26 protein-coding genes and 2 pseudogenes are annotated in these 14709 nt (G+C 42.6%); 23 read left to right on the top strand and 5 right to left on the bottom strand.

The window, feature by feature from the left end; genetic code table 11:
• Nucleotides 1–15: 15 nt before the first annotated feature.
• Together IQ209_RS15570 and IQ209_RS15565 are read right to left on the bottom strand one after the other, a co-directional pair.
• A complete protein-coding gene (locus IQ209_RS15570; RefSeq protein WP_193852149.1) occupies nucleotides 16–393 on the bottom strand; it encodes a hypothetical protein in 378 nt (125 codons plus the stop codon).
• Nucleotides 394–542: 149 nt separating this feature from the next.
• Nucleotides 543–800 (bottom strand): YdaS family helix-turn-helix protein, encoded by a 258-nt coding sequence (locus IQ209_RS15565; RefSeq protein WP_193852148.1) that lies wholly within the window; start codon nucleotides 798–800, stop codon nucleotides 543–545.
• 105 nt (nucleotides 801–905) lie between these two features.
• Between IQ209_RS15565 and IQ209_RS15560 the strand changes: the two genes are divergently transcribed.
• The 23 genes and pseudogenes from IQ209_RS15560 to IQ209_RS15455 all read left to right on the top strand — a co-directional run bounded on the left by IQ209_RS15560 (nucleotide 906) and on the right by IQ209_RS15455 (nucleotide 12172).
• Nucleotides 906–1319, top strand: coding sequence for a helix-turn-helix domain-containing protein (locus tag IQ209_RS15560; protein WP_193852147.1), 414 nt, complete (start codon nucleotides 906–908; stop codon nucleotides 1317–1319).
• A 632-nt stretch (nucleotides 1320–1951) separates the two neighbouring features.
• Nucleotides 1952–2311, top strand: coding sequence for a hypothetical protein (locus IQ209_RS15555; RefSeq protein WP_193852146.1), 360 nt, complete (start codon nucleotides 1952–1954; stop codon nucleotides 2309–2311).
• Nucleotides 2312–2400: 89 nt separating this feature from the next.
• Complete coding sequence (locus tag IQ209_RS15550; protein ID WP_193852145.1) at nucleotides 2401–3114, top strand: hypothetical protein; 714 nt, start codon at nucleotides 2401–2403, stop codon at nucleotides 3112–3114.
• An 8-nt stretch (nucleotides 3115–3122) separates the two neighbouring features.
• Nucleotides 3123–4232, top strand: coding sequence for an ImmA/IrrE family metallo-endopeptidase (locus IQ209_RS15545; protein ID WP_193852144.1), 1110 nt, complete (start codon nucleotides 3123–3125; stop codon nucleotides 4230–4232).
• 387 nt (nucleotides 4233–4619) lie between these two features.
• Nucleotides 4620–4847, top strand: coding sequence for a hypothetical protein (locus tag IQ209_RS15540; RefSeq protein WP_193852143.1), 228 nt, complete (start codon nucleotides 4620–4622; stop codon nucleotides 4845–4847).
• Nucleotides 4848–4862: 15 nt separating this feature from the next.
• A complete protein-coding gene (locus IQ209_RS15535) occupies nucleotides 4863–5270 on the top strand; it encodes a hypothetical protein (RefSeq protein WP_193852142.1) in 408 nt (135 codons plus the stop codon).
• On the top strand, nucleotides 5263–5619 hold the full coding sequence (locus tag IQ209_RS15530) for a hypothetical protein (protein ID WP_193852141.1): 357 nt from the start codon (nucleotides 5263–5265) through the stop codon (nucleotides 5617–5619). The genes IQ209_RS15535 and IQ209_RS15530 overlap by 8 nt, the downstream gene beginning before the upstream one ends.
• Entirely contained in the window at nucleotides 5589–5786 is a 198-nt protein-coding gene (locus IQ209_RS18800; RefSeq protein WP_193852172.1) for a zinc-finger-containing protein, read from the top strand. The genes IQ209_RS15530 and IQ209_RS18800 overlap by 31 nt, the downstream gene beginning before the upstream one ends.
• Nucleotides 5786–6196 carry a hypothetical protein gene (locus IQ209_RS15520; RefSeq protein ID WP_193852140.1) on the top strand — a complete coding sequence of 137 codons (411 nt, stop codon included), beginning with the start codon at nucleotides 5786–5788 and terminating at the stop codon, nucleotides 6194–6196. Before IQ209_RS18800 ends, IQ209_RS15520 begins: the two co-directional genes overlap by 1 nt.
• Nucleotides 6193–6354 (top strand): hypothetical protein, encoded by a 162-nt coding sequence (locus IQ209_RS15515; RefSeq protein WP_193852139.1) that lies wholly within the window; start codon nucleotides 6193–6195, stop codon nucleotides 6352–6354. The genes IQ209_RS15520 and IQ209_RS15515 overlap by 4 nt, the downstream gene beginning before the upstream one ends.
• A 42-nt stretch (nucleotides 6355–6396) precedes the next feature.
• Complete coding sequence (locus IQ209_RS15510; RefSeq protein WP_193852176.1) at nucleotides 6397–6723, top strand: hypothetical protein; 327 nt, start codon at nucleotides 6397–6399, stop codon at nucleotides 6721–6723.
• Nucleotides 6724–6736: 13 nt separating this feature from the next.
• Nucleotides 6737–6949 (top strand): hypothetical protein, encoded by a 213-nt coding sequence (locus tag IQ209_RS15505; protein WP_228005916.1) that lies wholly within the window; start codon nucleotides 6737–6739, stop codon nucleotides 6947–6949.
• 1 nt (nucleotide 6950) lies between these two features.
• Complete coding sequence (locus IQ209_RS15500) at nucleotides 6951–7481, top strand: phage N-6-adenine-methyltransferase (RefSeq protein ID WP_193852138.1); 531 nt, start codon at nucleotides 6951–6953, stop codon at nucleotides 7479–7481.
• 1 nt (nucleotide 7482) lies between these two features.
• Entirely contained in the window at nucleotides 7483–7677 is a 195-nt protein-coding gene (locus IQ209_RS15495) for a hypothetical protein (RefSeq protein ID WP_193852137.1), read from the top strand.
• Between the two features lie 197 nt (nucleotides 7678–7874).
• Nucleotides 7875–8222: a helix-turn-helix domain-containing protein gene (locus tag IQ209_RS15490; protein WP_193852136.1), complete on the top strand. Its 348-nt coding sequence runs from the start codon at nucleotides 7875–7877 to the stop codon at nucleotides 8220–8222.
• A pseudogene (locus IQ209_RS18795) lies at nucleotides 8105–8365 on the top strand (integrase); the annotation flags it as partial. The gene IQ209_RS15490 and the pseudogene IQ209_RS18795, both read left to right, overlap by 118 nt.
• Nucleotides 8353–8478: a DUF5347 family protein gene (locus tag IQ209_RS15485; RefSeq protein ID WP_193852135.1), complete on the top strand. Its 126-nt coding sequence runs from the start codon at nucleotides 8353–8355 to the stop codon at nucleotides 8476–8478. The pseudogene IQ209_RS18795 and the gene IQ209_RS15485, both read left to right, overlap by 13 nt.
• A gap of 78 nt (nucleotides 8479–8556) precedes the next feature.
• Complete coding sequence (locus IQ209_RS15480; protein ID WP_193852134.1) at nucleotides 8557–8760, top strand: DUF2732 family protein; 204 nt, start codon at nucleotides 8557–8559, stop codon at nucleotides 8758–8760.
• On the top strand, nucleotides 8753–8974 hold the full coding sequence (locus IQ209_RS15475; RefSeq protein ID WP_193852133.1) for a TraR/DksA family transcriptional regulator: 222 nt from the start codon (nucleotides 8753–8755) through the stop codon (nucleotides 8972–8974). The genes IQ209_RS15480 and IQ209_RS15475 overlap by 8 nt, the downstream gene beginning before the upstream one ends.
• Nucleotide 8975: 1 nt before the next feature.
• Complete coding sequence (locus tag IQ209_RS15470; protein ID WP_193852132.1) at nucleotides 8976–9308, top strand: hypothetical protein; 333 nt, start codon at nucleotides 8976–8978, stop codon at nucleotides 9306–9308.
• A gap of 68 nt (nucleotides 9309–9376) precedes the next feature.
• The gene (locus IQ209_RS15465) at nucleotides 9377–11248 is read left to right on the top strand and encodes a replication endonuclease (RefSeq protein ID WP_193852170.1); all 1872 of its coding nucleotides are present in this window, start codon (nucleotides 9377–9379) and stop codon (nucleotides 11246–11248) included.
• Entirely contained in the window at nucleotides 11223–11480 is a 258-nt protein-coding gene (locus tag IQ209_RS15460) for a hypothetical protein (protein WP_193852131.1), read from the top strand. The genes IQ209_RS15465 and IQ209_RS15460 overlap by 26 nt, the downstream gene beginning before the upstream one ends.
• A gap of 521 nt (nucleotides 11481–12001) precedes the next feature.
• A complete protein-coding gene (locus IQ209_RS15455) occupies nucleotides 12002–12172 on the top strand; it encodes a hypothetical protein (protein WP_193852130.1) in 171 nt (56 codons plus the stop codon).
• Nucleotides 12173–12194: 22 nt separating this feature from the next.
• Here IQ209_RS15455 and IQ209_RS15450 read toward each other — a convergent pair whose 3' ends face one another.
• From IQ209_RS15450 to IQ209_RS15440, 3 genes and pseudogenes are all read right to left on the bottom strand, one after another.
• The gene (locus IQ209_RS15450; RefSeq protein WP_193852129.1) at nucleotides 12195–12515 is read right to left on the bottom strand and encodes an ogr/Delta-like zinc finger family protein; all 321 of its coding nucleotides are present in this window, start codon (nucleotides 12513–12515) and stop codon (nucleotides 12195–12197) included.
• Nucleotides 12512–13543 carry a phage portal protein gene (locus IQ209_RS15445; protein WP_193852128.1) on the bottom strand — a complete coding sequence of 344 codons (1032 nt, stop codon included), beginning with the start codon at nucleotides 13541–13543 and terminating at the stop codon, nucleotides 12512–12514. The genes IQ209_RS15450 and IQ209_RS15445 overlap by 4 nt, the downstream gene beginning before the upstream one ends.
• Nucleotides 13543–14604 (bottom strand): annotated as a pseudogene (locus IQ209_RS15440) (terminase large subunit domain-containing protein); the annotation flags it as partial. The pseudogene IQ209_RS15440 and the gene IQ209_RS15445, both read right to left, overlap by 1 nt.
• Nucleotides 14605–14709 lie beyond the last annotated feature (105 nt).

The following is a 14709-nucleotide window of genomic DNA, read 5'->3' as shown; positions in this document are numbered from 1 at the left end:
GCATACCTCGTGTCGTTAAATCGACATCTCAAGTTGCATTTCAGAAGCCTCGGCTGTTGCTGCAACCGAGGTTTTTCTTTTAATCTTACCTTTCCCTTCCAGGGCCTGAATCAGCCGTTCTGCGTGCTCACCCTCAATAACTACAACGGGTTTAGATTCACAGTCAGAAACGCCAATCTCAAACGCCCATTCAGGCAATCCCAATTTCACAACCATCAAACTAGCTAATTTCGCTATCCGGTTTTTATCCCGACTCAATGTAGATGGGTGAATTCCCATTTCACGCGCCAGATCATTGTTTCCAAAATCCAAAGCTGACTTGAGAAAATAACTCTCTAGATATTGGGCGCTACACGTAACACGTGTATTTTTGACAGTTTTTGCGATTTCCATCTGATATAGTTCCTAAAGTTAAATTAATGTTTGTTTAATAAGCAAACGGGAATATCAACTATCCTGAGATAGATGATGTGGGTTGCTCCAAGAAAGCCTAGAGCGGTTCATAATGTTAAAGAGCGAAATAATTTAAAATTGATATTTATTCAAAACTTACGGTTAATATCTGCGCCACTTGGTTCAGAGGAATCAGATAACCCATCTTTGAGATTTGGGTATATATCTGGGCGCAATTCATGAGGTGTAACCCCTGTTAATTTGTAAATCGGGATAACTCGTTCGGCAGGAACAATGCCTCTATAACGGTTTTTCCATTGACTCACTGTCATGTTGGATACCCCCAACCCTCTTGCAAGATTAGTTGCCGAACCAGCAAGGTGAATGGCCTTGGTTAAAGCTGTCATGTTTATCTCCTCATAATTTAATAATGAGAATTTAAATATAAAACTTAATTTAAAGTCAATTTTTAGTTTATTTCAAATATTAAACTTTTTGTTTAAAATATACGGATGAAAAAACAACATATGAATATCAACCCACTCTCAGTGCGGTTAGATCAGCTAATAAAAACCCGTGGTATATCTAAATCTGATATGGCTAAAATTTGTGGTGTTACACCACAATCAGTCAATGGTTGGTATACAAGGGGAAGCATAGGAAAGGAATCAGCAATGAAACTTGCTGATTCACTTGGGGTTTCTGTTGCCTGGATACTAGGAGAAAGCGACGAGAATGCAAATATTAATGATGCAATTTTGCCAAGACCAGAATTAACTAATAGAGAAAGGATTTTATTAGAGCTTTTCAATGAGTTGCCCGATAGGGAAGCTGATTTGCTACTAAAAAATCTTGAAGAGAAAAAACGGCATTACGATGGTTTACTAGAAGAATTATTACATAAAAGAAGGCAAAAGAAAGCATAAATGTTCTATATTTTAATTATTAACTCATTGTAACAACACGTGATTATTAGTTAGACTTTATGCTTTCGTCATGACAGTAAGTCATTGATAAATTATATCAGCCACTGAAGCAGAACTCCCCTCCCCTAAGATCAAAAATAGAATTAAAACAAATAATTAATACAAATAACGTTCTAATCGTTAAGCTAGAACGACCAACTGAACTAAAAAGGAACTCTTAATACAATCTCAAGAGCTAACTTCTTAGCAGAGATTGCCTTCCTGACCATGTACTCAAACCAGCCTGGTGCTGGTTTTTTATGCTCACACCAAAACATTAAGCATTAAACTTAAAATAATTTAAACTTAAAGTTGACTACACATTAAGTTTTATGTTTAACTATTTACATCGAACAGGCAGGACGCCCACGAAGTAGCCGCTACAGGCGTAAGAAGATGTAGATGATTCGATAGTCAGCAATATACCAAGTTAGGCAGTATCAGATATAGCAGTGCCCGCTCTTTAACAGCGCCGCTAGCACAGGGCAACGGACGATTCAGGCATTCTTGAATCAACCCCACTGAGTAGGTTTTGGGGTGTAGTGAAAATAAGGTGATGACTACACCACCAAAACTTACTTATGGAGGCGAATATGGCTAATACAGATCGCTCTATACTTTCTCTTAAGAAAAGTGGCGATAAGAAAACCCCGGTTAAAGTAAAGGCTCAAACAGCTTATACCGCTCGTCGTTTTGAGCGCCGTGCTGAATTCTTGGCAAAGAAAAGTCAGGAACTGGAGTCAAAAGTTCAACCCCGCTCAGTGGAACAAGTTATAGACTCAGTCGTCAGAAGCGTTGACGAAAATGATATTTACGCGCGTCTGATTGTGGGACTCAAGAAGCATGTGAGTTCCGATAATAACAGCGGCTCTTGCTGCATGAGTGACGTAGCCCTGTATTCAACCAAAACCCGCCGTAGACTGGCGTCGGGCGGGGTTACTGCGAGGGTTTAGCTAAATAGAGTTGGTGATTGCATAGTGACTTTCTTGTTTTTTGACCTCAAATGAGGTATAAAAAATAGAAAATGATATAAGGATAACCTATGCACTCTGCAAATAATTTAGCAAGAACGATTGTCCATACCGAACCCAATATAATAGATGCCCATTTAGCAGATCTGGGATTAGCTCAGGAAGATTTAAATCAAATTCTCTTTAAGGCGTTATCACAGCAACTATCCGTGACCGGAAATAATGCTGTAACAGCAGGTGGAACTTTCTTCTATCATGAAGCGGTACGAGCGGCTAGAGACGTTCTTTCGGTAAAGGGCTTTAAACGACTTTCAGTGAGAAATGTTGAGCTAGCCGTTAATGATCAAATAGCTGTTTATATCTGTAGTGGGAATAACCAAACCGGATTGACGGATGCCTATCCTGAGTCTCGTGCAAAAAAAGGTAAGTTTACACGTGAATTTATGGGACTTACCTACAAAGACAATCCTATACAATACCCTTTTGTATATCCAGACCAACAAATGGCACTGGATTTTTCGTTCAGTAATAATGATAAAATACTCACCAATTCACTCGGGTTAGACATCTGGTGTCTTCTTCATTATGTCTACCGGATAGATGAGTATCAATGGGGAATGAGAGCGGAATTTTCTAAGCCTATTACCTATAACCGAAAGAATGAAATTAATGGGTTTTCTACCCGATTAATTCTGAATACAACATCAACAGATCCTGTCACTAAACAGGGTGGCGAGCCTCAATTCACACCTGAAATTGAGATTGATATTTTAAAAACAGGTTAATATGAATCATGTTTAATTCAGAGCGTTTACGTCTTGCAAGAGAGCGCAGAGGGCTGACACAGAAAGCCCTTGCTGAGCAAGCAGGCTTAACAAGCAGAACGATATCAAATTATGAGCAATCCGGTATGTTCGATCTTACTAGTGATGGCATCACAAAGATTGCGGCTGTTCTTGGATATCCTTTGGCATTTTTTAGCTCTGAAGAGAATCTTACTTTAGAAAATGAATCGGTAAGTTTTCGGGCGATGACAAAACTCAGTGCCCAAAAACGTAATGCCGCCATAAGTGCAGGTAAACTAGTTCAGGAATTGTCTTCATGGATAGAGTCCAGTTTTAAACTTCCTGCACCTAATATCCCTGACTGTAGTTTTGATAGTAGCTGCTCCCCAGAAGATGCAGCACGAGTAGTGAGAGAACATTGGGGGATCGGTGAGTTATCTATTTCGAATATCGTTCATTTGCTCGAAGCTAACGGGGTTAAAGTTTTTTCATTGGCGGAAAATTGCCTTGAAGTTGACGCTTTTTCTTTCTGGATGGATGAAAAGCCTTTCATCTTGCTCAACACAATGAAAACGCCAGAGCGTAGCCGATTTGATGCCGCGCATGAGTTAGGACATTTAGTACTTCATAAACATTCAAGCAATAACGGACGACAAGCTGAGATTGAGGCAGACCAATTTGCTTCCGCATTTTTAATGCCTGAACGTAGTATTCTGGCAACCGTACCAAGAATGCCATCATTAAATCACTTAATTCAGTTAAAAAAACATTGGAAGGTTTCCCTCGCTGCGCTTGTTAGACGCACTCTTGATGTAGGGCTTTCTACAGAATGGCATCACCGTCAATTATGTATAGAACTTAGCAGACGAGGATTTAGAACTGCTGAACCGGAAGGAATGGAGAATCGGGAAAAGTCCATGATCCTAGATAAGGTTTTTACTTCATTACGTAATAGTGGGGTTAAGCGACAAGATATTCTTAACCAATTACACTTGCCACTCGACGAAATGCGGGCGTTTACCTTTGATCATAATTTCTTTATGACTGCTATAGACGGTAATGGCGAAATCACTGCTACGAAAAAACAACAACGTCCTAGTTTGCATCTTGTTAAATAATTAATTGATAAATAGTCATTAACTAACTCCAGCTCATTTCCGAGTGGGCTGTGGTGAGTGACAGGATTACTATATATTTCGAAACATTATAATAAGATTCAGGAGTGAGTATGGTACATGTTGAAGGATTCGCATGGTACGTGTTTATGTTCCTTTTATACGGTTGGATCACTATTCCCATCGGATTAGTATCTACCTATGTGGCATGCACATCTAAGAACTGGATAATTAAAATCATATGTGTGTTAATGGCATCAGTGTGTTTATTTCCTGTTATTTTTTTTGCATTAGCCACTATGGAAATAGTTAGCTTTTAAATAATAAACTCAGTTAAACACCAGCCTCGCCAATGCGGGGCTTTTTATTACCTGAATATAGGAAACAATAATGGCAGAATTTACACTAACAATAAAATTAACATCAGATGAAAATGACGAAGTAAATATAAAGACTAAAGGTGACTTGCAAGGCTCACCATCTCTATATTTTGCTGTATTTGCTAAATCATTAGCAGACCAAATCAGAAGCAGCTTACAAGGGGGAGCTGAAATTGCGTCAGAAATAGCTCAATTAAATCAGCGAATTCTCAATTGCGATTGTGATGACGATGAATAACAGGAGGGTAAATAAATGACTAAATCAATATATACAACGCCACAACAAGCTATAAAGCATATCGTTTTACAAAAGCATTACGGTAAAAGCTTATCAGTTTCAAGCGTGGAAGAAATTGATGATATATTCGATGAATTAAAAGATGGAGATATTATTTGGGATTTAATGAGTGAAGTTAGAGAGGGCGATATAGAAACAAATATAACGCCTCCAATTAGTCGGCACTATGAAACAAAATCAGTAGCCAGCCAGACTCCGAATGGTTTATGGGTTGGCTGGACATATTGGTATGGAGGAGGTAAGCACGGTAATCCAGAAGAAATAGACTGGGTAGGCGATGCATATTTTTTGAATCTCATCAAAGAAGAGGACGTTACGGTAACAGTTAGGGAATTTGAGAAATTGGAGAATAATAATGCCTAAACACATTCACGCCGATTTAATGGCACAATACGCACAATTCGCCCAAATAGATAATGAACCGTGGCGGTATTTTCAATATGGTGCATTTGACTGTGTCGATAATGTTATATGGATAGATTGTGAGAGGTGCATCACTTTTGATCCTCATTTGATGTACCGACTAAAACCTAAAACTATCAAAATCGGGAATATCGACGTTCCTAAACCAGTGAGGGAGCCGCTGAAAAACGGCACTGCATATTACTGTCTTGATATCAGTTTCGGTACACCTGACGCAGTTCCACATCTCTGGGGAAAGAGTACGTTTGATATGGCTAGATTAAACCAACACGCAGAGCCAGAGCATTAGCTCATCGGTATTTCGATGATGTCGTTAGGAGTCGTAATTTGGAGCGCACGGAGGCCTATCATTGGTTGGCAAATCAACTGGAAATCAGTTTCAACGAATGCCACTTCGGCTGGTTCGACACTGATATGTGCGAACGGGCAGCGAATATATGTAGGAGGTTTAGATAATGACAGATTACAAATCACTATATGAAGCGGTTCAGAAAGAAAACGAATCACTAAAAGAGCAGGCTGGAATTACATGGAATGGCACTCCTATTTCTGAAATAAAAATGCCAAGAATTGATGGCAGCAAACAAATTATAGAGGCCACTGTTTGGACAGAATCGGATTGTGAGCCAAAAGGCGGTGAGTTTTCAGTTCATATCAGACCATTGAATGGCTCTGCTATTGATGGTGACACATATGAATTAGTCCAACAGGAAATATACGAATCTATATGTGAGGGGTCATTAAAAATAAAACCAGAAACTGATTACAAAATTCTTTGTTATGAATCTGGTGAACGTTGTGATGTATTTTGGGATAAATATTTTATATCGCTACCAGAAATTATAATTACGGAGAAATGGGAATGACTAATTCAGATTTATGCAGAGCAGCGTTTGAGAAACTTCTATTAACTAAGTTCCGTTATTTTGAAAATGCATATGCGTTAGAGAAAGATGGAGACGGAACATATTTCAATATGTCAGCCAAAAATTACTGGGAGGTGTTTCAAGCTGGGTGGAAATAAAGCCGGGAAAATATTGAAATAGAGTTACCGAAATCTCATACCATGTCAGAATTTAGGGAGCAACAAAATCACCCTGATATACAGGAACGTATGATTTCCCGTGATGAAACATTAGAATCATCCAAGGAATTAAAATCAGCAGACTATCATGAAATAGCATTGGATTTGAATTCATATATCACAACATTAAAACGTCTCGCTGAATATGAAAATATGGAGCCTGTGGCGTGGGGGGTATTTGCAAATGATGTAGGTTACGCTGAATTTACGAACGATTCATGTTTAGCTGAACGATGGCGCAATGCTTACGAATTATCGCCGGGTCTGTATGATGATTTATTGCCCCTCTACCGTCACCCCAGAAAATAACGAGAATATATCTATGAAACAAGTCCAAGCAATGACCACTTTAGTCTTAATTGATGGAGTAACTTATCAATTAGTGTTACCTAAAAATATTATCGCAATTCAAGCAAAGCAAGCATTAATGATTATGAATGAATTTAATGGGAAACTTTTTAAGTGTGATTTCGCGAATATTAAACCAGTGGAGGTAGATGGATTGCCATTTAATATAGATATTAATAAGGGATGATATGGCAGACTATGGAGGCAGTAACACGCCTAAAGAATTTAAAGACCTCTGGCAAACTCCACTCCCATTATTTCTGGCACTCGATATAGAATTCAGATTTTATTTAGATGCAGCCGCCGATACTCAGAATACCCTGTGTGCACATTATCTCACGGAACGAGATAATGCACTGGAATGTGATTGGGTGAGTCACGGAGCTATATTCTGTAATCCGCCCTATTCCAAAATCTCGCCGTGGATTGAGAAAGCCGCTATCGAATGCCGGAAACAATTACAGCCTATTGTGATGTTAGTCCCCTCTGATACATCTGTGGGCTGGTTTAAATTAGCAATGGAAACTGTTGATGAGGTCAGATTAATAACGGGTGGCAGGATTTCATTTATTCCAGCGGATTTAAATATCAAAGGTAAGAGTAATACAAAAGGCTCAATGTTTTTAATTTGGCGACCGTTTATTACTCCACGAAAATTATTAACCACAGTCGATAAAGAATATTTATTTAATATCGGTGACGAACAATTGAGAAAATAACATGAAGAACAAACCGGAAGACTTGAATAATCATTTGTTTGCTCAAATTGAGCGACTGTCTGACGAAACCATCTCTGGTGAGCAGCTGGAACTAGAATTTCGTCGAGCAAAATCGATTTCAGCTATTGCCGCCCAAATTGTTAATAATGGCAGACTGGCGCTGGATGTAAAAAAATCAGTGGATATCTATGACTAGCGAATTCGAGAACGCAAGGAGGACAGTAGCGAGGGAATACCTGTCCGAACTCAAACATCTACCCAAATACGATGATACCGCAGTCACCGCAATTCTCGATAAATACGTACCCCAATTTAAACCACTCAACCACATGAAATTCAGCGCTAAATCAGTGCTGGTGCACTATGTGCGGATGATTCAGAAGGAGATGAAGGATGGATAGATACTCTTTATCATTTGATGAGGCATGTCAATTTGTTGGGGTGTCACCTCCAACACTGAGAAACTGGATCAGGACGGGACGATTAGTAGCAGCAAGAAAAGATCCAGAAAAGAAACAATCCCCCTATCTTATCACTCGGCAAAATTGCATTGCCGCATTAAATAATCCGATCCACACTATACCCGTGAGCGCGGTTGACGCTAAGGAAAGTAACAAATGTCAATATTCCGCAGAAACAAGACTTGGTACGCCGACATCACGATCCCGGGCGGCCAGAGAATTAAACAGTCTCTTGGCACGGAGGACAAGCGGCAAGCGCAGGAACTGCACGACAAATTGAGAGCCGACTTATGGAGAGTCGATAAATTAGGGGATTATCCTGATATCACGTTTGAGGAAGCGTGTGTCAGGTGGTTGGAAGAAAAGTCTGAAAAGAAGTCGATAGACAAAGATAAGGGCATGATTGGTTTTTGGTTAATTCATTGCTGGAATTAAACGAATTTAGCATTGATGAGCGAAGCGATTTAATTAAAGCCATCAATAAAATTAAGGCAGCGTGTCCATTATTACCAGAAAATTTATCACTGCCTAATTAAATAATAACAATAACCGAATTAATTTTAATGGCGTCAACACGTCAGGGATTCTTTTTATCTAAAAACAGGAAATAAAGAATGGAAAATAAAGATATTGAGCAATTAATAAAGCAGGTGCGGGAGGATGAGCGCAAACATTATGCTGATTTGTTTTCATCCCGTTTGGACAAGTTGTCCGCACATGTTTTGAAAAACAAAATGGAATATTCGGTAAGTGCTGCCTTGCTGAAAAGCGAATCGGAAAGCATTAATCGCCAGGCGCAGGAATGGAACTATGTTTGATGTGATTGACCGTGCTTGCCAGCACACCGAAAAAACACTGGAGCGCCAGATTGCCGCTCACGTTAACCGTCCGGTCGGTGTTTCAGCGTTTGAGTGTGAAGATTGCGGCGAAGCTATTCCCGAAACGCGCCGTGCTCAGGTGATGGGGGGTACGCGCTGTGTTGATTGTCAGGCTGATTTTGAATTAATTAAGAAACATTATAGAGAGGTGTGAGATGAGCCGGGTTCATAGTATCGAAAAAGATATCATTGATTTTAAAAGCGCTATTGAAACGAATCGTACCGTTGGATTTGATTGGCAACGCGTTGATTATCAAATTGGTGATATTTTGGTTATTCGTGAATACGACTTTGATAATAATAATAATAATAATAATAATAATAATAATAATAATAATAATAATAATGATGATGACGATGGTATTTACACGGGCAGGAATGTCTTAACCGAAATAACGGAATTTAAATCTTATTCACCGGGTTCATTTTTTATTTGTTTTGAAAAAATAAATCCTGCTGAGTTTTTCCAGTACGGGATCTGTGAGTGAACCCTGTACCTGAAATCAGCGGCACACAATCCACAACTCGCCGCCAATCCAGCAAATTTCAGCCAGAGATGCCACACAATGCAGCTCTGGCTGCTGGCGTTTCTACGCCGTGGGATAAACCCATTCAGCCGATAGTTAGGCCGTTCCTGACCTATGCGGAGCAATACCAGAAAGAGGAAGAACATCGGACGATTGCCAATGCGATTAAAGAACGCGCCCGCGTTCAGCAGCTATTAAGAAAGCAGCCGTCTATCGTTCGTCTTGATGTTCAGTACAAAGCGAGTGTTTTAGAAAAGGAGCAAGGGACACAACGCGCCGAGGCTTTTTTATCTAAAACATTCGTTGATCGCATCTTACCCAGAGTTAATTTGGTCACCGAGCGTTACCAGATTCAGGAGGTTGAGGCAGATAACGCACTGTATATGGCGCGGTTTAACCGTATTCCTGATATGTCACGGGAAGATCTCGAACTGCTAGCAAATGATATTACTGAGTTTGTTACTCAGAAGTTGCAAGCAGTTGCAGACGACATTCTGCCAGAAGAGAGTGATCTGAAACGGGCACATGTTCTCTATATGCGCGCCGCCGCTATCACCAAAGCCTATCGTCAAGACGCTCCTTGCTGGGATAAGTTAACAGGCCGCTTTTTTGATGAAAAGCAGGCTATCGCGGCCATTTCTCGTATGACCCTGGATAAATGGTGGTTAGGCCGTCTGCGCCGTCTGGCGGCAGAGTGGCGTGAGCACTTGCAGATCGCTATCAATCGTGTCAGTAAAAAGGCCAGCACTTACGCCAGCAAAACCGCGATTTCCGAATGGAAAGAGCAGAAGTGCCGCACCAAAGACTTTATCAAGTCGATGGAACTGGAAGACGAAGAGGGGAACCGCGTCAGCCTGATTGATAAATATTATGGCAGCGTGGCGAATCCGGTGATCCGTCGTACTGAAATGATGGTGCGCATTCGTGGATTTGAAAATATCTGTAATGAACTGGGCTATGTGGCGGAATTCTACACGCTGACCGCACCTTCTAAATATCACGCCACGACCCGTCACGGGCACCGCAACCGTAAGTGGAACGGCAGCAGTCCCGCCGATACCCAGCAATATCTCAGCAGCCTTTGGGCAAAAATCCGATCCAAACTCCACCGTAACAACTTACGTATCTTTGGCATTCGCGTGGCTGAACCCCATCACGATGGCACACCGCACTGGCATATGCTGTTTTTTATGCAGCCAGACCAAGCGGAACAGGTACGCGACATCATCCGTGAATATGCCTTGCAGGAAGATCGCCACGAATTGAAGACGGCAAAAGCCCTGAAAGCCCGCTTTCATGCCGAGAAGATTGATCCAGAGAAAGGCTCAGCGACCGGCTATGTGGCGAAGTACATTTCTAAAAACATTGATGGCTACGCGATGGACGGTGAGCTGGATGATGAAAGCCAGCGCCCGATGAAAGAGGCGGCTATCGCGGCCAGTACATGGGCAGGACGCTGGCGTATCCGCCAATTTCAGTTTGTCGGCGGTGCGCCGGTGACGGTTTACCGTGAACTACGCCGCATGGCAGATCATGATGTTGCAATGGGCTTAAGCGTGGAATTTGCGGCTGTGCATGATGCCGCGGATAACGGTGACTGGGCGAACTATATCAATGCGCAGGGTGGCCCATTTGTGCGCCGTGACGATTTGGTTGCGCGCTTGTGGTATGAGACGCAGCAGGAAACGAACGCACACGGTGAGGATGTGATCCGAATTAAAGGGGTTTTCTCGCCTTTGGTCGGAATGGATACCCCTATTCTAACTAGGCTCAAGAGCTGGAAGATTGTGCCGAAGTTAGCCGAAGCGATAGCGGAGGTTGGTGTTAGCGGTGCGCCCGCACCGCCTAGGAGTTCTGTCAATAACTGTACGGGGGGTGTCTGGTACGGTCAATGGCAGTAGTGAGGGGCTGATTGAAAAAATTATCGATTATGCCGATTCGGTCGGCATGGATTTTAGCCGATTTATGGCGCAGTCCTTAAGCATGGGCGGAAAAATCAGCATCGACGGGCAGCCATTTAAGTTATGGACGAATGGCAGCTTTATTCCTATGGAATCAGAACGGCAAAAAGAGGCGCGCCGCGCTGGGTTGCGGGCGCGAATTAATCAACTTGGGGAAATGATGAAACTATGAGAATCAATTTGGGTAAATACGTGATCACATCAGATAGCCGTTCATACCACGCTGAATAAAAAGAGCATAGCCAAAACAGGGGAAAATGTTGGTCAGGAGTCTTTGACACCATTCCGATATTACACGCAGTTAGCGCATTTAGTCCGCGATGTGATAACAATGGAGGTTGATGATAATGATATCAAAACATTGCAACAACTTAGTAAAAGAATCGAGGAGATTTCGGTAAATCTTGCAGCAAAGATAGCTTTATGATCACCTCAACGCCAGCAGTACGCTGGCGTCACCAAAATAGCCTTTTTGCTCTAATGAAAACCTAATATTACATATTGATTTAAAAGTCATTTTTGCAATCAAAAAACAATTTATGAGTAATTTTTAGCTAAAAATTCTAGAAATATCGGCTAAGTCACACAATCAGATATTGCCTAATGCAATTAATTCAGGGAGCCATTATATTAATTGGCATCTGTTTATATATACAGTATTTCGAGTGTAGTATTTCAAATAGTAGGGCTAAAATGTTAGATGCTTTAAACACCTCCATTCTTTTAGAACGTATTGAATTAATTTGCAAAATGGGCGGTTCGGAATATTTAAATGATAATGACAGGCAGATTGTCCTGTTTTGGCTGGGCGAGTTGATTAAGCAAGTTAAAAGCGATCTGGAAGCTCAAATAGAAAGCCACTGATAGTGGCTCCTTAAAACTTAAGTCAGGCTGCATTGGCTTGTAGCAGGTCTAACGCCATCTGGCGTTGCTGCGAACTGAGGTTATTAATCACATTTCGCAGCAAAATATCCCCCGTTTTCGCACTGGGGCTGATGGTGTGCGAGAACGTCAGGTTCATCACAAACGTATGGCCACATTCCACATCAGAGCATGAACAATACACATCAGCAATTTCGCGGTGCATCCGGTTGGTTTTGCGAATGACGGCCTTAGCGCCGCACTCAGGGCAGATTATTTTTAATACGCGCATATTCCTCATTCCTAATGTCTCGAATTGACGCGATTTTACCATTTTCTGGCTCATTCTTCACCCGAAATGACGTTATCTTGTTTAAAATGGATATGTAATATTTCTGGCACATCAGGGTGATTTATCGCATTCATGAACATATTTTGCACGGGGATAACTTCATCCAGGCGATAGGCCGCCCGCGCCTTTTCTGGATCACCCAATCCGGCGGCATTGGTCGGGATAATGCCCGCCAGTCCAGCCGGGAATCGGTGGGCGGTCAGCACATCTTGTGAACTGATACTTTTGACATTGGCAAATTCATCATTGGCGGAAATGTCACCAACAGGAATAAACTTGATGCCATCAGGATCGCCATTGGGAATATTCACAAACAGGGTGTCAAAGTTGCCGATCCCCTTACTTTGTTGCAGTTTCCTGATAATTTCTTCTTCGGTTTCATCAGAGATATTGGGGTCATTGGTGTAAATGATGCCGCCCGTGTGGGCGCCATTGTGGTAATAGCGACGGCGAAAGATGGTCGCTTCCGAGTTGAGCAAGGCCGCATGGATGCCGCCGATATAATCCGGCAAGCCATAAACCTGCTGCTGTGGGTCATATTGCTTAATGAAGATCACGTCTTCCGGTGAGTAAACCAGTGGCTCACCTTCCTGCAATACCACAAAATCCCCGTCTTTACGGCGGCGCAGGTAAAGGGAGGGCAGCACCTCCAGTCTCACAATATCACCCCAGAAGTTACGCACTTTCAGGATCGCCACATCCCCGAAAATCAGGAAATTAATCACGGCGGATTTAAATTGTTCGTGGCTCAGCCCGCCACCCAGGTAATCCGAGGCAATCATATTGTGGCGGGAGTAGATAATGCCGCCGTGTTGCCCGTTCATATTGGTGAGCTGCGCCAGTGCCAGACGGTCAATGGGCAGGGTGTAATGATCATAATCGTTGTCATACCAGATTTTCTGGTAGTCCGTCAGGGTCGTGAGTATGGGCTCAGGCTTACCCAGCGTGATCAGGCTCATTTTCCGTTGACGGTCGTTGGTCTGTGCTGCTTTGGCGGTTTTCCTTAACTTTTTCTTGCTCATCATGCTGCCTTTGAAAATTGGTATTTGGAGGTGCGTTTCTTCTCGTAATTCAGCGGTTCATTCATCAGGGCATGGGAGATTGCCCAAAATACGTCGGCGTGTCCGGTTTCCTGCGAACGGTCGGCAACAAAGGTCATGGCGCCGCCTTTGCCTGTGGTCGTATGGCGGATAGCCAGGAATGAGGCCAGAATTTCTTTTTGTTCCCCGTCCCATTCGAGACGTTCTTCACTGACCACGTCGATCATCTTCATGACCAGTTGGTTTTTGCTTTGCTGGCTGTAGTGAATCGCCTGGGTCTGGCGGGGCGCAAAGTCCTGCACCATCTCATAGACACCGTGCCCAATCCCCGTGGTATCGATGCCGATATGGGTAAACCGATAGCGTTTGAACAGCTCTTCAATCAGTTTCGCCTGGTGCTTCCAGTTCATGCCTTGCCAGTAGAACGTCGCCAGCACCCGAAAGGCTTCGCCTGCCATCAATGGCGGGGCAACAATCACAAAGGTAGAGGTATCACCGGAGCGGGCAGGGTCAAAACCGCCCCACACTTCACGCTCGCCAAACGGACGCGCCGCATCAGGGTCGTGATCTTCCCAGAGATTGATATCAACGCCGCATTTATCGACCTGACTGTAAGTAAAGACAGACGCGCCACTGTCCACAAACTCGCACATAAACAACATGTTAAAAGTATCTTTGTTGTACTTGTTGCGCAGTCGATCAATGCTGGCAAGATTAAAGCCGTTATTGATGGCATCTTGCAGCGTAATGACATAACGCCATTGCCCATCAGGACAATCACGCCCACCGTCTCGCAATTCGTTAAATGCGGGGAATACCACATTCTTACGTTTGGGATCGTTACCGCGCCATTCGTCACCTGTCCAGAACGGATAGGCCGGATGCGTTTTGGCGCTGGGGGTTGAGAAATAGGTAGTGCGCCAATGGTCATGGGTCGCCATTGCGGAAGACACTTCATTGAACCGCTTAAAATCAGGTATCCAGAAGTATTCATCACAATACAAATGCCCGCTGTAAGATTGGGCAGTATTCTTATTTGTATTGGCTTAGACTTGATCTGACAGCTACCGGTTATTTATACAGGTGTCTGTCAGGTTAAATCTGGTTCAGATTCTTTTCTGCCCAGACCCGTTTGCCATCAAGTAACG

It is taken from the genome of Xenorhabdus sp. BG5 (genome assembly GCF_015163665.1).
Classification (GTDB): Bacteria; Pseudomonadota; Gammaproteobacteria; order Enterobacterales; family Enterobacteriaceae; genus Xenorhabdus.
This window is presented reverse-complemented; position numbering and strand designations above follow the sequence as displayed.

Bases quoted from the DNA above. Each gene is read 5' to 3' on its own strand.
- IQ209_RS15570 (WP_193852149.1), bottom strand. From the start codon at position 393: ATGGAAATCGCAAAAACTGTCAAAAATACACGTGTTACGTGTAGCGCC.
- IQ209_RS15565 (WP_193852148.1), bottom strand. From the start codon at position 800: ATGACAGCTTTAACCAAGGCCATTCACCTTGCTGGTTCGGCAACTAAT.
- IQ209_RS15560 (WP_193852147.1), top strand. From the start codon at position 906: ATGAAAAAACAACATATGAATATCAACCCACTCTCAGTGCGGTTAGAT.
- IQ209_RS15555 (WP_193852146.1), top strand. From the start codon at position 1,952: ATGGCTAATACAGATCGCTCTATACTTTCTCTTAAGAAAAGTGGCGAT.
- IQ209_RS15550 (WP_193852145.1), top strand. From the start codon at position 2,401: ATGCACTCTGCAAATAATTTAGCAAGAACGATTGTCCATACCGAACCC.
- IQ209_RS15545 (WP_193852144.1), top strand. From the start codon at position 3,123: ATGTTTAATTCAGAGCGTTTACGTCTTGCAAGAGAGCGCAGAGGGCTG.
- IQ209_RS15540 (WP_193852143.1), top strand. From the start codon at position 4,620: ATGGCAGAATTTACACTAACAATAAAATTAACATCAGATGAAAATGAC.
- IQ209_RS15535 (WP_193852142.1), top strand. From the start codon at position 4,863: ATGACTAAATCAATATATACAACGCCACAACAAGCTATAAAGCATATC.
- IQ209_RS15530 (WP_193852141.1), top strand. From the start codon at position 5,263: ATGCCTAAACACATTCACGCCGATTTAATGGCACAATACGCACAATTC.
- IQ209_RS15520 (WP_193852140.1), top strand. From the start codon at position 5,786: ATGACAGATTACAAATCACTATATGAAGCGGTTCAGAAAGAAAACGAA.
- IQ209_RS15515 (WP_193852139.1), top strand. From the start codon at position 6,193: ATGACTAATTCAGATTTATGCAGAGCAGCGTTTGAGAAACTTCTATTA.
- IQ209_RS15510 (WP_193852176.1), top strand. From the start codon at position 6,397: ATGTCAGAATTTAGGGAGCAACAAAATCACCCTGATATACAGGAACGT.
- IQ209_RS15505 (WP_228005916.1), top strand. From the start codon at position 6,737: ATGAAACAAGTCCAAGCAATGACCACTTTAGTCTTAATTGATGGAGTA.
- IQ209_RS15500 (WP_193852138.1), top strand. From the start codon at position 6,951: ATGGCAGACTATGGAGGCAGTAACACGCCTAAAGAATTTAAAGACCTC.
- IQ209_RS15495 (WP_193852137.1), top strand. From the start codon at position 7,483: ATGAAGAACAAACCGGAAGACTTGAATAATCATTTGTTTGCTCAAATT.
- IQ209_RS15490 (WP_193852136.1), top strand. From the start codon at position 7,875: ATGGATAGATACTCTTTATCATTTGATGAGGCATGTCAATTTGTTGGG.
- IQ209_RS15480 (WP_193852134.1), top strand. From the start codon at position 8,557: ATGGAAAATAAAGATATTGAGCAATTAATAAAGCAGGTGCGGGAGGAT.
- IQ209_RS15475 (WP_193852133.1), top strand. From the start codon at position 8,753: ATGTTTGATGTGATTGACCGTGCTTGCCAGCACACCGAAAAAACACTG.
- IQ209_RS15470 (WP_193852132.1), top strand. From the start codon at position 8,976: ATGAGCCGGGTTCATAGTATCGAAAAAGATATCATTGATTTTAAAAGC.
- IQ209_RS15465 (WP_193852170.1), top strand. From the start codon at position 9,377: ATGCCACACAATGCAGCTCTGGCTGCTGGCGTTTCTACGCCGTGGGAT.
- IQ209_RS15455 (WP_193852130.1), top strand. From the start codon at position 12,002: ATGTTAGATGCTTTAAACACCTCCATTCTTTTAGAACGTATTGAATTA.
- IQ209_RS15450 (WP_193852129.1), bottom strand. From the start codon at position 12,515: ATGAGCCAGAAAATGGTAAAATCGCGTCAATTCGAGACATTAGGAATG.
- IQ209_RS15445 (WP_193852128.1), bottom strand. From the start codon at position 13,543: ATGAGCAAGAAAAAGTTAAGGAAAACCGCCAAAGCAGCACAGACCAAC.